This window comes from Priestia sp. ST2 (assembly GCF_055810735.1).
The window spans coordinates 109,878-125,648 of sequence record NZ_JBVVNT010000001.1 but is presented as its reverse complement, the minus strand read 5'-3'; the positions used below and the strand labels follow the sequence as shown (position 1 = coordinate 125,648).

The following is a 15,771-nucleotide window of genomic DNA, read 5'->3' as shown; positions in this document are numbered from 1 at the left end:
TTCTACTATTTACAAGTTGTGAAAATCCGCCTCAAATACAAATCAAGTGACGGATAGACAAAAATTGGACGAATTGTTCGCTTCACTTTATTAGTTGCTATTTACTTTACTAGATGACTGTTTGATTTTGTGTAGAAAGATGGCATGTCTCTTTCGACAAATTCCTTCTTTCACACTTGTTTGTAGCACTGATGGTGAAGATTTAATACAGCTGCTTCATCTTTTTTAGCTAACGCCTCTACTAATTCACTTATCAGAATGTCGCTTGGCGCTGAGTTTTGTTGAAAAGTTTGAGAAAAACGGCAAATAATCAGCCAGATTCGGTGTAATAGCCGATTAGGCTGCAAAGAAAACAAATAGTCAAACAAGTTCTTCAAACAATCGTCATTCTGCTTTTGAATTGCTTTCGAAACATTGATTTCGTCCTGTTCCGCTAAAACAAAATACAAACAGCTCTTTTCAAGAATATATCTAGTCTGAATTAAGTCTGATTTTGTTTTACCGTCTTGTACTAAAAAAGTAGCTAATAAATCAATAAATTGATGATCCCCTACTTCTTTAATAAACGTACCTTCACCTCTTCTAGTTTCAATCAACCCAATTAGCTCTAACGCTCTGAGCGCTTCTCGAACGGAAGAACGTCCTGCGCCTAACCGTTCAGAAAGCTCTCGTTCTGACGGGATTTTATCCCCCGTAGTTAAACGATCGTCTTCCATTAGCTGGCGAATTTGTTTTAGAATTTCTACATATACTTTTGAACGTTCATTCTTCAAGTTTACTACCACTCACTTTACATTACTTTAACAGGCATGCTTGAAGCATCATGCCTGTCAAAGAACAGTTGATGTAACCTTATTCAATAATCGCTAAGCGGCGTGTGTTTTCAGCTACGGCTTCTGGCTTTACCTTTATTCGGGCAACGCCTGTTTCCATAGCTGCTTTTGCAACAGCGGCGGCTACTGCCGGAGCCACTCGTGCATCAAATGGACCTGGAATCACATAGTCTGTATTCAAGTCCTCTTCCGTAATCAAATTAGCAATGGCCTCAACTGCAGCCATTTTCATTTTTTCATTAATATGAGTAGCACGTACATCTAGTGCACCTCTGAATATCCCCGGAAACGCTAAGACATTGTTCACTTGATTAGGAAAATCAGAACGTCCGGTGCCGATTACTTTCGCGCCAGCTTTTTTAGCTTCTTCTGGCATAATTTCAGGCACCGGATTTGCCATTGCAAAAATGATTGGGTCTGGATTCATCTTTCCAATCATCTCCGGTGTGAGTGCTCCTTCAACCGAAACTCCAATAAATACGTCAGCTTCTTCTAAGGCATCAGCTAACGTACCTTCTACTTTGCTTCGATTTGTATAGGCTGCAACTTCATCTTTTATACGGTTCATGCCGTGAGGACGCTTGTCATAAATCGTTCCTTTGGAATCACACATAATGATATCGCGCACTCCATAGCTGTATAATAATTTAATAATAGCAATGCCAGCAGCTCCTGCTCCATTCGCTACCACTTTGATTTGTGACATTTTTCTTCCCGTCAGCTTCAGGGCATTAAGAAGGCCCGCTACCGTAACAATAGCCGTCCCATGCTGATCATCATGAAAAACCGGGATATTTGTTTCCTTTTTCAACCGCTCTTCAATTTCAAAACAGTTAGGAGCCGCAATATCTTCTAAATTAACGCCTCCAAAAGTAGGTTCTAGCAATTTAACAGTTTCTATAATTTTGTCCACATCTGTCGTGTTTAAACAAATTGGGAATGCATCTACGCCGGCAAAACTTTTAAAAAGGACAGCTTTCCCTTCCATTACTGGCAGAGCAGCTTCAGGACCTATATTGCCTAAGCCCAATACGGCAGTGCCATCAGATACAACAGCTACCATATTTCCTTTCATCGTATATTCATATACATTGTTTACATCATCATATATTTCTTTGCAAGGTTCTGCTACACCAGGGGAATAAGCAAGGCTTAAATCCTCTGCGTTTCGAACAGGAATTTTGGACTTTGATTCTAGTTTACCTTTGTTAATGCGGTGCATATGCAATGCTTCTTCACGTAAAGACAATGAATTTCACTCCCAATAAACAAAATGATAACAAATACTGCGCCTGAACCATGTTCTTTCCCACACTCATATGATGTTATAAATCCAATTGCATTTCATTTCAAGAAAAAAGCATCTAATTCGTATATTTCATAAAAAACGGTGGTCAGACCACTTTTTTAACTATTTTACCATATAACATCACATGAAATCTGTAAAGACTATATCTTCTTGAACACAACGTGGTTCTCTCCTAGCATTGCTTTTAAAGTTTTTATTAACTCGTCGCTTCGTTCAATAGAATAGTGAACGGGAAGCTTGACCAATTGACGTTCTGCCTCATAATAAATTTTCACGGGAATTTTCCCTCTATGAGACTGAAAGTGCTGGTAAATAGTATGAAGCAGCTTTTCTGTACCTTGCTTTGTTTCTATACGTAAGTATAATTCTTCTGACGGTAGTTTTTGAACCGCCTCGCTAGCAGCTTCAGCACGTTGACAAACAATTTGCTGCTGCCCATTTCTTTCATCTATCTTTCCTTGTATCAGTAAAACCTTACCTTGTTCAAACAGCAGACGATTCTGCTCAAATACGCGGGGAAACGCAACAACTTCTCCTTCTCCACTTTCATCCGTGATGCGTAAAAAGGCCATTTGCTCTCCTTTTTTCGTTCGAATGACACGAATTTCCAACACAAATACTAAAAGAGAGACCGCTTTTCCTGAAGCGTATTCTTTCATATCGTGAAGAGAAACAACAGAATAAAAGGAATTCAGTGCTTCATACTGAGAAGCAGGGTGGCTTGATAAATAAAAACCTAGCATATCTTTTTCATACTGAAGCCGATCTTCTATTTTCAGTTCCTCTTTTTCCATATATTTAGGCTTTAACGAAAATTCATCTCCAAATCCAAAATCATCATCTGGGAGTACCAAGCTTGCATGTTCAAACGCTACATCAATCGTTGCTAATAAAGTAGCTCGATTTTCTCCGAACTCATCAAAGCCTCCAGATAGAATCAAAGCTTCAAGCCCCTTTTTATTCACGGCTTTTTGTGAAACACGGGCACAAAAATCAAATAAGTCTTCAAATCTTTTTTTCTTTCGCTCTTCTGTTATTTCCTGCATAGCTGCTGCACCAATATGTTTAATCGCTGCAAGGCTATACCTTATACTTTCACCTTCTACGTTAAACGAATACATGCTCTTGTTAATAGAAGGTGGGAGAACTTGTATTTTTTTTCTTTTTAGTTCATTAATATATTGAGCAATTTTCCCTTCATTTCCAATAACGCTCGTTAGTAAAGCTGAAAAGAACTGCAGCGGGTAATGTGCTTTCAAATAAGCTAACTGATAGGCTACCATACTGTAAGCAACAGCATGACTTCGGTTGAAGCCATAATCAGCAAAACGCACAATAAGGTCATACACTCGATTAGCAACGGATAGGTCATACCCTTTCTTCTTGCTTCCTTGGATAAAATGAGCTCGTTCACGATCCAGCACTGCCCGTTCTTTTTTACTAACTGCTCTTCTCAACAAATCTGCTTCTCCAAGAGAAAAACCGGCCATTTTTGAAGCAATCTGCATAATTTGCTCTTGATACACGATAACGCCGTGCGTGGATTGTAAAATGTCTTTAAGCGTAGGATGATCATATATTACCTTCTCCACTCCATGCTTGCGCTTAATATAGGTTGGAATATTTTCCATCGGACCAGGTCTATACAGCGCGTTAACTGCTACAATATCTTCTAGCTCTGTAGGTTTTAATTGCTGAAGCACTCTTCTCATTCCATCTGACTCTAGCTGAAAAATACCGGTCGTATCCCCTTTACTCAGCAGTTCAAAAGTTTTCTGATCGTTAAACGGTATATGAGACAGTGACAGCTTTCGATTCATGTCCCGCTCAATTTTCTTTAAAATATGATCTAAAATGGTTAAGTTGCGCAAACCTAAAAAGTCCATTTTCAAAAGCCCAATGTCTTGCAGAGCTTCCATTGGATATTGAGTTAGATATACATCATCATGTCCTTCTTGTACAGCTACAGATTGCGTCAGCGGCTCCTCACTAATCACAACGCCTGCTGCATGCGTAGAAGTATGCCTTGGCAGTCCTTCTATCTTCATGGCAATGTTGTACCATTGTTTTCTGGCTTCATTTTCAGATAAATAGTCTTGAAGAACTCTTGAATCACGAAGAGCGCTTTTCAACGTTGTACCTGGTTTAGTTGGAATCGCTTTGGACATTTTGTTTAGCGCTTCTTGATCAAATCCCATCACTCTCCCTACATCACGTACGGCTGCTTTAGCTGCTAGTGTTCCAAATGTAATGATTTGAGCTACGTGCAGCGCTCCATATTTTTGCGCCACATACTGAATGACTTGATCTCGTTTGTTATCAGGAAAATCAATATCAATATCAGGCATCGAAATACGTTCAGGGTTTAAAAAGCGCTCAAATAAAAGCTGATGCTGAATTGGATCAACATTTGTAATTCGCAAGGCGTATGAGACCAGTGAGCCTGCCGCTGAACCCCGGCCTGGGCCCGTTAAAACACCGTGTTCATGAGCATAATTCATAAAATCCCATACGATAAGAAAGTAATCACTAAAGCGCATATTTTCAATAATGTTTAGCTCATAATCCAAGCGTTCCTCATATTGTTCCGTGATCACTTGAACTCTTTCTTGCAATCCTTTTTCGCAGAGAGTGCGCAAGTAGGTTGATGATGTAACAGACGGGGGAACAGGATATTTTGGAATGGACATTACGCCTAGAGAAATTTCGAGCTCGCATCGTCTTGCGATTTTTATACTTTCTTCTATTAAAAAATGCTGGTCATGAAAGAGATCTTCCATTTCATCAGGTGATTTGAAATAGTACTCGCTGCTCTTACTTTTTACCTCTTCATCGCTATGTAATTTCTCTCCGTCTCGAATAGCTGCTAAACACTCATACGCATCCCGATCTTCTTTTTTTAAATATTTCACTTGATTCGTCGCAACAAGCGGGATATTTTCTTCAGCAGCAAGTTCCGTTAACTGCTGATTTATAAAAGCTTCATCCTGTCCGTGGCGCTGTATCGATATATACAAAGACTGCGAATATACTTTTTTAAAGAATTGAAGCACTCGCTTAGCATCTTGAAGTTTGTTTTCTGCTAGCAGGGTTTCAACTTCTCCAGTTAAACCGGGTGTAATAGCAATCAACCCGCTGCTGTAATGATGAAGCCATTTTTTATTTACACCGTGTTTTTCCTTGGTTTGAACTAAACTGCTTAGTTTTAATAGATTTTCATATCCCTTATCATTTTCCGCTAACAAAACTAAAGGGTACGCTCGCTCGCTTTCTTCATGTTCTAGAATTGATAATGTGAGCCCAATAATTGGCTTGATCCCCGCTTTCACGCAGGCTTTATAAAAAGGAATGACTCCGTACATCACGTTTTCATCAGTCAAAGCAATCGCTTCATAGTTCATTTTCTTAGCTGTTTCTACAAGTTCATGAATACGAACGGAACTGCTTAATAAGCTATAAGAACTTTGAAGCTGCAAGTGAACAAAAGGCACAGGACTTCCCACCTTTCTTTAATTCTTTATTCTTATTATAAATTTTGTTGCCGGCGTAGACAAATTACATAACTCTGAGCGTTTGTCCATATATATGTAGGAAGCGTGATTCATTGATAAAATAGTAAAGGAGGACACGTCATGACAAAAGAGCCTTTTATGTCTCTTTTCATTTGGAGTTACTTCACTTCATTAGGTATTATTTTAGGCGGTTCATTAATTGGAGCATTTGCAGGGTTTTTAATTGGCAAATCTCCTTTATACGTCATGCATACCCTCAGCAATAGTTTAAAAATCTGGGCAATTGTCGGAGCAATTGGAGGAACATTTGATACGTTTTACAGCTTTGAGCGAGGACTCTTTGAAGGAGCCACAAAAGATGTATTCAAACAAATCCTTTTAATTCTATCCGCTATGGGAGGAGCTCAGACCGGGGCTCTTATCATCAAGTGGTTAACTCAGGAGCATTTTGTATGAGGGTACCCAGCGAGCGAATGTTCAAGCGCTCCGACTGGCAGCGTTTTTTTGCCGGTATAGTCATTGGAGCAATTGTTAGCTGGGGGGTGTTTTTAACGATTTATGGCGTTTCAAGAGATAGAGAGCTAGAAGAAATTCGAATTGCTAATGATAAGCTAGAAAAAGCAAATTTGCAAATTAGCGCATGGCAAGAAGATGTAAAAGCATTAAACAAGGAAATGAAGCAGCATTTAATTATTCAGAATGTGAAAGTAAAATTAGTAAACGGCAATCGTTATAAAGTAAACTCTGTGGTTGAATACAATATTCAAAAAAGCGTGGACAAAGAAGCACAGCACTTAATTGCCCAAGATATTGAAAGTGCATATCGAAGCAGGGATATCTTAAAAAAAGCAATTGAAAATAAAAAATACGAATTCGATAAAACAATTTATGAAGTTGAAGTTCATCAAATTTATTTTTATACAACACTTTCGATTGAAGTTCGAATTAAAAAGATGGAAAAAGTACTATAAAAAGCCGCTGATTTAAAATCAACGGCTTATTTTACAGATTACTCCTGACTGCAGAGCTCTTCTAAATCAAGCAGTAAAGGCTCTACTTCTTCCCATGAATAAATGGAAGCGCCGGACGCAAGAGGATGGCCTCCTCCGTTGTATTTTCTAGCAATTGTATTAATGACAAGCTCTTTTGAACGAAGGCGAACACGAATTTGATTTTCTTCCTCCACAAAAAATACCCACGTTTTTACTCCATCAATTTGCCCTAACGAACCGACTAGCTGAGAGGCATCGGCTGGTGTCACATCATATTTTCGAAGAATTTCATTCGGAATTTTCATATGAGCAACTCCTGTTGGAGACATCGTAAAGTTTTGCAGCACATATCCGTGTAAGTGAGCGACGTTTTCTTTTGTTTTGTATAACTGATCATATACGTCTTTAAAATTGAAACCATATTGAATCAATTCACTTGCATAGCAAAACGTTTTCGGCTTTGTATTTGGAAATAAAAATCGACCCGTATCTCCGACGATACCGCTGAAGATCAGCTTTGCTCCTTCATCATTCAGAGATAATCCCTTTTCTTTTCCTTCCAAGTAAAATTCATAAATCATTTCGCTTGTTGAAGAAGCAGACGTCTCAACCCAAAGCAAATCACCGTAAGGAGTTTGGTTTGGATGGTGATCAATTTTAATGACCATTTTTCCATTTATGTAGCGCTGATCTGACACTCGGGCTTCATTAGCCGTATCACAAACGATGACAAGCGCATCCTCATAGGTGTCATCAGCGATGTCATCCATCCGGTATAAAAATTTTAGTGACTCCGCTTCTTCTCCCGTTACGTATACCTTCTTCTCCGGAAAAGATGTTTTTAACAATTCCGCTAATCCGCACTGAGATCCGTATGCATCTGGATCTGGACGAATGTGCCGGTGAATAATGATGGTGTCAAACTGCTTAATAGCTTCTAATATTTGTGCTTTCATTTTCTCTCTCCTGTCAATACTGTTCTTATTTTATGTACGTACCGCATGCACTTACATTTCCGCAGCGCTGTATCCATATTATTTATTAAATCATATCTCTTCTCTTTTTTGAAAGAAGAATCAATCAATAGTAGAATTTTCTGTCATCTACCTGTAAAATAATAGATAATACTGTAAGCACTTTCAACACTACGCATTACTAACATCTAGAAACATTATGGATAGAAATACACCGAACTGGAGGGGCGTCTGTGCCATTTTTTATGATTTTAATCGTTGTGTCCTTTGTTTTCTACATGTATTTAAAAGTAAAATATGTACGTTCGAAACGCCCAATGGAACGAAAGTGGATTTCCGCTAAGTCGAGTATTTGTCTTGGCTCTTTTGTATTATTTTTTGGAATCAATCAATGGTTTATTTACGAAACAAGCCTTTCGCTTATCATCGGCATACTATTTGTATTATTCGGTTCAGGCAGCATATTAGCAGGTATCAAAGCTTACAAGTACTATCAGCCTTATGCAATAAAAGAAGCTGGTCAAATGTAAAAGAAGCTGCAGAGCAGCTTCTTTTTTTATACTCTTTCCAATAACTGAGCCATCATCATCGCTTTCCCTACTACAACCCCGGCATTGTAGACTTCTACATCTAATTTAGCAAACTTCCGACCAAGTTCTAATAGCTTAGGGCGAATTTCAATTACGCTTTCAATTTGAACTGGCTTAATAAAATAAACGGTGATGTTTTCAATAACCAAATCACCTTTTTTATATAAGCGAAGAACACGATTGGCGGCTTCCGTTACAATAGTAGTGAAAACTCCGTATGAAATAGTCCCCATATAATTCGTCATTTGCGGCGTTACTTCACAGCGATACACCGGTGCTTCTTTTGTCTCTTGTACATCCATAAATTGATTGGTTACAATGTCGTCAATAGTTTCTCCTACCTGCGGTTGACGCTGAATCATTTGCAGCGCCTTTAAAACATCTTGACGGCTGATAATGCCCTCTAGCCGGTGGTAATCATCCACTACAGGCAGTACTTCAATCCCTTCCCATACCATCATATGCGCAGAAGAAGCGACCGATGTTTTCCCGTGAACCGTCATCGGATTTTTCGTCATTACTTTTTCAATTGAAGTAGAAAGGTCATATCCAATAACATCTTTTGAGGTGACCATACCGTGAACTTTCATATGCTGATCCACTACAGGAAAACGACTGTGGTGAGTCTTATCGTTACATTCATGCCATTTTTCAATCGTATCGGTTAACTGCAAGCTAACCGCTTCAGAGATAGGTGTTAAAATATCCTCTACAAGCACAATTTCTTTTTTTATCAGCTGATCATAAATAGCACGATTAATCATCGTTGCAACTGTAAACGTATCATAGCTCGTTGAAATAATAGGAAGTTTAAGATCATCCGCAAGCTTCTTAACCCATTCTTCCGTATCAAAGCCGCCCGTAATTAACACGGCTGCTCCTGCTTCAAGAGCTAATTCATGAGCGTTTACTCGATTCCCTACGATAAGAAGGTTTCCGGCCTCGGTATATCTCATCATAGCATCAAGCTTCATCGCTCCAATAACAAACTTGTTTAACGTTTTATGCAAACCTTCACGTCCGCCCAGCACTTGTCCATCCACGATGTTTACTACTTCAGCAAACGTGAGCTTTTCAATGTTTTCTTTCTTCTTTCGTTCAATTCGAATGGTCCCCACTCGTTCAATCGTTGAAACATATCCTTTATTTTCCGCGTCTTTTATTGCTCGGTACGCCGTGCCTTCACTGACATTCAGTTCTTTGGCAATTTGGCGCACTGAAATTTTTTCACCAATTGGAAGCGAATCGATATACTGTAAAATTTGCTCATGTTTTGTCGCCACGTGTACTTCACCCTTCTAAAACGTTTTTACGTTTCATATGTCTTTTCTTTTATTATACGGGGGAAGTGAAATGGATTCAATCTAACCTCTTTGACGCAAAGGCTTTCTCACACTATTTTTTTGAATACCTGCCTTCTTGCGGCGCGGTGCATAAAGCAGTGATGACAAATTGCCTCCGGCTACAAAAAGAGCAAAGGTAAGCCAGCTTATGCTAAAAACCCCTTGCAAACTCGAAGTTGTTAACACTAAGTGCGGCATTGCATAGTAAAGCATCACTCCGCATAATAAAAGCGATAAAATAACTCGATTTTTTTCCATAGCTCTCCCTCCTTATTATTACTATCGTATGCAGGGAAGTAAAAAAAGCAGAACGTTTCTTTACAAATAAAAAGAGATTAAGACATAACTGCATCGATTCAATCTAAAGACGAACAAATGTGAGACATGAGCTGAACCGCTTGTGACACCGCAGTTGACTTGCGTGCAAGACTTCGCTTTCCGAGGGAGTCTTCGTCTTGCCCTCCAATCAACAGCTAGAAGCCGCTACATATATGAAACCTACGTTCACCTTAACAATAAAAAAAGAACGAGTGATCGATAATATCGATTACTCGTTTTTTTTTAACTTTAACTGAAATCGTTTTGTCCCAGCCTTTATTTATGATTAAAGATCCAATCCTTCTCCAACTTTTAATACTTTTCCTTCAATACCAGATAAAGACTCAACAAATTGATGAGGATCTTGCTTAATTACAGGAAATGTATTGTAGTGAATTGGCACAACAAGCTTTGCCTGCACCCATTCCGCTGCGATAGCCGCATCTTCAGGTCCCATTGTAAAGTTATCTCCAATTGGAAGAAATGCTACGTCAGGCTCATGGCGACCAATTAACTTTAAATCAGAAAATAAAGCCGTATCTCCAGCATGATAAATTGTCTTTCCTTCAATCGTTAAAAGCAAACCAGCCGGCATTCCTGTATAAATAATTTTCTCATTATTTTCTGTATAACTTGAACCGTGGAAAGCTTGTGTCAATTTTACCGTACCAAAATCAAATGTATAAGCTCCGCCTATGCTCATTGGATGTACGTTTAAGCCTTGCCAGCTAAGATATGTAGCTAATTCTGCTACTGCCACAACAAGTGCACCGCTGCGCTTAGCAATTTCCACCGTGTCGCCTACATGATCATTATGGCCATGAGTCAGTAAAATCACATCTGCTTTTACATCTTCAGCATTTAAATCTGTTAATTCATTTCCAGTAATAAACGGGTCAATTAAAATTGTTTTTCCTTTTGTTTCAATTTTAACAACAGAATGTCCATGATAAGAAACGCGCATCATATATTCTCTCCTTTTACACTAACCTTTTCTATATTCTACCCGTCTGTTTTGGTGAATACGCGGCTATCATATCACAAACTGCGCAAAAACATGCCTTATTATGCTTGCTCTAATAAAGTTGTTGCATCAGCGTAAGTTAGACCGTGTGCATCTGCAACAGCCGCGTAAGTGACAAACCCATTTAGGGTGTTGATGCCTTGAAGAAGGGAAGGGTTTTTTAAGCACGCTTTTTTATATCCCTGATTTGCTATTTGCAGAGCATAAGGAACCGTTACGTTGGTCAGCGCTAAGGTCGACGTGCGTGGAACAGCTCCAGGCATATTAGCAACAGCATAATGCAAGACCTCATGCTTCAAATAAGTCGGGTTATCGTGAGTGGTAATGCGATCAGTTGTTTCAAAAATCCCCCCTTGATCAATAGCAATATCAACTACAACGGACCCTTTTGACATCGTTTGAACCATTTCCTCTGTGACAAGCTTTGGCGCTTTAGCTCCCGGTATGAGAACCGCTCCTATCACTAAATCTGACTCTTTTACAGATTGTGCGATATTGTAGTGATTTGACATTAATGTCGTCACTTCTTTACCAAATAAATCATCAAGCTGGCGAAGGCGATCAGCGTTTAAATCAATTATTGTAACATCAGCCCCTAATCCGACCGCAATTTTAGCAGCGTTGGTTCCCGCTACTCCTCCTCCAATAATTGTTACTTTTCCTCTTTGCACGCCTGGAACTCCACTTAATAAAATCCCTTTGCCACCTTTGGTTTTCTCCAAAAATTGAGCTCCAATCTGAGAAGACATTCTTCCTGCAACTTCGCTCATCGGAGTTAACAGAGGCAAGCTTTTGTTTGGAAGCTGTACAGTTTCATAAGCGATGCCTACCACCTTTTTATCAATCAATGCTTTCGTTAATGCTTCTTCAGCTGCCAAATGTAAATAGGTAAACAAAATAAGTCCTTCACGAAAATATCCGTATTCTTCTGAAATCGGTTCTTTTACTTTCATAACCATTTCAGCATTCCATGCTTCTTTTGCAGTATTTACAATAGAAGCTCCTGCATTTGTGTAATCTTCATCATGGAATCCAGAGCCTTCTCCTGCCTGTGTTTCAATATATACATCATGCCCACCGTTAACTAAAGCTGTAACACCAGCTGGAGTAATAGCCACGCGATTTTCATTGTTTTTTAATTCTTTCGGCACTCCAATTTTCACCTTTATCCCTCTTTTCTTATATCAGTGATTAACTGAAAAAAGAACGCCACACCAAATCCTTTAGAAAACCGGATTTACTATGACGTTACCTTTCGATAGAGCTCAGCATAATCCTGCTTTTCTTAGTCTATATACAACAGTATATGCATCTAGTTATTCATATAGTTCGTTATCACTCTGTGCTTCTGGATTTTCGACTACAGAAGCCATAGCATCGCCAATGACGCCGCTTGAATAAGAATCCATTAGCTGTCTTGATGTCTCTTTTTCTCCTTCAAAATCATATTCATATACATGCTGCGGATGTTTTTTGTCTTTCATATGTCACTTCTCCTTTTTCACTTTATTTTCTTTACGAATGTAAACTTTACTTCATAATCCCTTACATGATCTTTTCTATTTTCTTCTTAAATGCTCTAGTTATACCATTTATCTCACATCAAAAAACGCCCGCAGATTTTTCTGCGGACGTTTTGATAACTTTTTTATATCGATGTTTTTTCATGCAATTCATCTTTAGCTAGCTGAATTGCTTTTTTTACTTGTTCAAATCCTGTTCCTCCCGCGCTATTGCGGCGATTAACAGCTGTTTTTGGACTTAATACATGATAGATGTCTTCCTCGAATAAATCTGACGCTTCCTTATATTGTTCAAGCGGCAAATCCATTAGGTAGATATTTTTCTGAATACAAACGAGAACCAGTTTCCCAACCACTTCATGTGCTTCACGAAACGGCATACCTTTTGAAGCAAGATAGTCAGCTAACTCCGTTGCATTTGAAAAATCTTGTTTCGTAGCTTTTTCCATAACATTTGTTTTTACTGTCATTGTTTCGATCATGCCAGCAAAAATGGTCAAACATCCTTCAATCGTTGTAACCGTATCGAACATGCCTTCTTTATCTTCTTGCAAGTCTTTGTTGTATGTTAAAGGGGTACCTTTTAACACAGTCAATAGGCTAAATAAATGACCATATACTCGTCCTGTTTTACCACGAATTAACTCCGCCATATCAGGATTTTTCTTTTGAGGCATAATACTGCTGCCCGTTGCGTACGTATCATCCATTTCAATAAATTGAAATTCTTGACTAGACCATAAAATTAACTCTTCACAAAAACGAGATAAATGCATCATTAAAATAGAACTGTTGCTTAAAAACTCTAAAATAAAGTCACGATCGCTGACAGCATCCATACTGTTTTGATAAATCCCATTAAAGCCTAGAAGCTCAGCGCTATAGTGACGATCAATTGGGAATGTTGTACCAGCTAAAGCTCCTGCTCCTAAAGGAGATAAATCAATACGCTTCAGCGATTCCGCATAACGTTCAGCATCGCGCTTGAACATTGAAACATAAGCCATTAAATGATGAGCAAAAGAAACCGGCTGCGCGCGCTGCAAATGTGTGTAGCCTGGAAAAATGGTTTCAACATGCTGATCTGCTTTTGTAAGCAATACATCTTCTAGATTTTCAATCAGACCTACAATTTGCTGAACATGCTTTTTTAAATATAAGTGCATATCTGTAGCAACTTGATCATTACGGCTTCGACCCGTATGAAGCTTCCCTCCAACCGGACCAATTTCATCAATTAATAACTTTTCTAAATTCAAATGAATATCTTCATATTGAGCAGAAAATGTTAATTCTTTCTTCTTAGCTTTTTCAAGCAGTGTTTGAAGGCCTTTTTTAATTTGTGACGCTTCATCTCCAGAAAGAATACTGCATTTCTCAAGCATTGTTACATGTGCTAAACTGCCTTCAATATCTTCTTCTACAAGATGCTGATCAAATGAAATCGACGCACCGAACTCGTCAATCCATTGTTCAGGGCGTTTCGTAAAACGCCCTCCCCAAAGTTTGGTCATACCGTTGTCACCTTCTTTTGATTTACCATGCTGCTCACTTGTGTTGGAAGTCCCCATAATGAGATGAAACCAACTGCTGCATTGTGATCAAACTCATCTTCTTTTGTATATGTTGCAAGTTTTTCATTGTATAAAGAATTAGGAGATTTACGTCCCTCTACGATAGCATGCCCTTTAAATAGTTTTACTCTCACTGTTCCGTTCACATATTGCTGCGTATCTTTCAAGAATGCAAGCAGTGAATTTGTTAATGGAGAGAACCATAAACCTTCATAGATAACTTCTGTTAATTTTTTCTCAATCACTGGTTTGAAGTGCGCTACTTCTTTCACTAATGTTAAATCTTCAAGCTCTTTGTGTGCTTTAATTAATGTCATAGCAGCTGGACACTCATATACTTCACGTGATTTAATTCCCACAAGACGGTTTTCTACATGATCAATACGTCCGACTCCGTGCTTACCTGCAATTTCATTCAATTCTAGAATTAACTGAGCTAGCGTGTAAGATTGACCGTTTAATGATACTGGAACACCTTCAACGAATTCAATTTCTACTACATCCGCTGTGTCCGGAGTGTTTTCAAGAGAAGCCGTTAGGTCATATGCTTCTTCAGGTGGAGCTGCCCAAGGATCTTCAAGAACGCCACACTCGTTACTTCTTCCCCACAAGTTTTGGTCAATTGAAAATGGGCTGTCTAAGTTAATTGGAATTGGAATATTCTTTTCTTTTGCATACTCGATTTCTTCTTCACGAGACCATTTCCAGTCACGAACAGGAGCTAAAACTTCTAAGTGTGGATTTAATGCTTTAATTGATACTTCGAAACGCACTTGGTCATTTCCTTTTCCCGTACATCCATGTGCGACAGCTACTGCATTTTCTTGTTCTGCTACTTCTACAAGCTTTTTAGCGATTAGCGGTCTAGATAGTGCAGATACTAATGGATATTTTCCTTCATATAATGTGTGTGCTTGAAGTGCTGCTAACGCAAATGTATTGGCATATTCTTCTTTTGCATCAATCACATATGATGATACCGCTCCAACTGTTAAGGCTTTTTCTTTAACGAATTTCAAATCTTTTCCTTCGCCTACATCTAAACAGCAAGCTACCACATCGTACCCTTTTTCCTGTAACCATTTAATTGCAACTGATGTATCTAAACCTCCGGAATATGCTAAAACAACTTTTGGATTACTCATTATCTATTCCTCCTACAAATTATATATATATTAATACAACCGTTTTAATTTTTATTCATTTAATCTACTATTACTTTAACAACTTTTTAATCTATTTTCAATAGTTATTCAAAAAAAAGTATATAAATTCACATTTATTTTAATTTAATAGGGTGAAATCTCTTAAAATACTGTAAAAATAGATATGAATGAATATTCCTTCCTTACATACTTTGTATATTTATATGCATAAATCAAGTATACATGATTTATTTTTCACTTACAGTAGCTCTGGCTTTTGTCATTGTATAAAATGGAAGGGAAGAGGTGAAAAAATGGAGCGCTTTTTTACTTATGACAACAGACTCGGTATAAAAATTCCTGCTCTCGAAAGAGAATGGACATTCTATTCTGAAAAAGTTCAGCAGGATATCCTCCTAACATGGGAATCCATTCGGGGGCAGATTCCAGACAAAATTCAATCTTTAGAAAAGAGTATTAATCAAAAACAAGCGGCGTTAGAAGATGAGACTAATTTTATCCGCTCCTGTGAATTAAATAGCGAGATAGGAGAACTTGCTTCTATTATTAATGATTTGTGGATTTGGTATCGAACAAATGAGGAAATATCAAAAAAAGTTCACGGATAGACAAA

The 15,771-nt window shown here is 38.3% G+C and carries 15 protein-coding genes; 4 read left to right on the top strand and 11 right to left on the bottom strand.

All coding sequences use genetic code 11. From position 1 onward, the window contains the following. Positions 1-170: 170 nt before the first annotated feature. The 3 genes from AC0KUU_RS00630 to dnaE form a co-directional block, all read right to left on the bottom strand. Positions 171-773, bottom strand: a complete 603-nt coding sequence (locus tag AC0KUU_RS00630) for a FadR/GntR family transcriptional regulator (protein ID WP_016765715.1) — start codon at positions 771-773, stop codon at positions 171-173. A gap of 79 nt (positions 774-852) precedes the next feature. Next, positions 853-2,082, bottom strand: coding sequence for an NADP-dependent malic enzyme (gene ystJ / locus AC0KUU_RS00625; RefSeq protein WP_013059453.1), 1,230 nt, complete (start codon positions 2,080-2,082; stop codon positions 853-855). A 200-nt stretch (positions 2,083-2,282) separates the two neighbouring features. Continuing rightward, positions 2,283-5,633, bottom strand: coding sequence for a DNA polymerase III subunit alpha (dnaE, locus tag AC0KUU_RS00620; RefSeq protein WP_162215023.1), 3,351 nt, complete (start codon positions 5,631-5,633; stop codon positions 2,283-2,285). 141 nt (positions 5,634-5,774) lie between these two features. On the opposite strand from dnaE, the gene ytrH reads away from it, so the two are divergent. Both ytrH and ytrI read left to right on the top strand, forming a co-directional pair. Beyond that, positions 5,775-6,110 carry a sporulation membrane protein YtrH gene (gene ytrH, locus AC0KUU_RS00615; protein ID WP_013059455.1) on the top strand — a complete coding sequence of 112 codons (336 nt, stop codon included), beginning with the start codon at positions 5,775-5,777 and terminating at the stop codon, positions 6,108-6,110. Further along, positions 6,107-6,625 (top strand): sporulation membrane protein YtrI, encoded by a 519-nt coding sequence (gene ytrI / locus AC0KUU_RS00610; protein ID WP_016765717.1) that lies wholly within the window; start codon positions 6,107-6,109, stop codon positions 6,623-6,625. Before ytrH ends, ytrI begins: the two co-directional genes overlap by 4 nt. 38 nt (positions 6,626-6,663) lie before the next feature. On the opposite strand, the gene AC0KUU_RS00605 is transcribed toward ytrI, so the two are convergent. Further along, entirely contained in the window at positions 6,664-7,602 is a 939-nt protein-coding gene (locus tag AC0KUU_RS00605; RefSeq protein WP_043975994.1) for a DHH family phosphoesterase, read from the bottom strand. A 251-nt stretch (positions 7,603-7,853) separates the two neighbouring features. Between AC0KUU_RS00605 and AC0KUU_RS00600 the strand changes: the two genes are divergently transcribed. Next, the gene (locus AC0KUU_RS00600) at positions 7,854-8,150 is read left to right on the top strand and encodes a YtpI family protein (protein WP_013085203.1); all 297 of its coding nucleotides are present in this window, start codon (positions 7,854-7,856) and stop codon (positions 8,148-8,150) included. A 26-nt stretch (positions 8,151-8,176) separates the two neighbouring features. Here the strand turns inward: AC0KUU_RS00600 and AC0KUU_RS00595 are convergent, their stop codons facing one another. The 7 genes from AC0KUU_RS00595 to AC0KUU_RS00565 all read right to left on the bottom strand — a co-directional run bounded on the left by AC0KUU_RS00595 (position 8,177) and on the right by AC0KUU_RS00565 (position 15,137). Then, entirely contained in the window at positions 8,177-9,493 is a 1,317-nt protein-coding gene (locus AC0KUU_RS00595) for a CBS domain-containing protein (RefSeq protein WP_013059459.1), read from the bottom strand. A gap of 81 nt (positions 9,494-9,574) precedes the next feature. Continuing rightward, positions 9,575-9,811, bottom strand: coding sequence for a hypothetical protein (locus AC0KUU_RS00590; RefSeq protein ID WP_043975991.1), 237 nt, complete (start codon positions 9,809-9,811; stop codon positions 9,575-9,577). Positions 9,812-10,157: 346 nt separating this feature from the next. After that, positions 10,158-10,835, bottom strand: coding sequence for a metal-dependent hydrolase (locus AC0KUU_RS00585; RefSeq protein WP_043976679.1), 678 nt, complete (start codon positions 10,833-10,835; stop codon positions 10,158-10,160). Positions 10,836-10,936: 101 nt separating this feature from the next. Beyond that, positions 10,937-12,058, bottom strand: coding sequence for an alanine dehydrogenase (ald, locus tag AC0KUU_RS00580; protein WP_322552458.1), 1,122 nt, complete (start codon positions 12,056-12,058; stop codon positions 10,937-10,939). A gap of 153 nt (positions 12,059-12,211) precedes the next feature. Then, positions 12,212-12,379, bottom strand: coding sequence for a hypothetical protein (locus AC0KUU_RS00575; RefSeq protein ID WP_013059463.1), 168 nt, complete (start codon positions 12,377-12,379; stop codon positions 12,212-12,214). 164 nt (positions 12,380-12,543) lie between these two features. Further along, the gene (gene argH, locus AC0KUU_RS00570; protein ID WP_013059464.1) at positions 12,544-13,932 is read right to left on the bottom strand and encodes an argininosuccinate lyase; all 1,389 of its coding nucleotides are present in this window, start codon (positions 13,930-13,932) and stop codon (positions 12,544-12,546) included. After that, positions 13,929-15,137, bottom strand: a complete 1,209-nt coding sequence (locus AC0KUU_RS00565; RefSeq protein WP_013059465.1) for an argininosuccinate synthase — start codon at positions 15,135-15,137, stop codon at positions 13,929-13,931. The genes argH and AC0KUU_RS00565 overlap by 4 nt, the downstream gene beginning before the upstream one ends. A 314-nt stretch (positions 15,138-15,451) precedes the next feature. Here AC0KUU_RS00565 and AC0KUU_RS00560 point away from each other — a divergent pair, with 314 nt between their 5' ends. Continuing rightward, positions 15,452-15,766 (top strand): hypothetical protein, encoded by a 315-nt coding sequence (locus AC0KUU_RS00560; RefSeq protein WP_029319996.1) that lies wholly within the window; start codon positions 15,452-15,454, stop codon positions 15,764-15,766. Positions 15,767-15,771 lie beyond the last annotated feature (5 nt).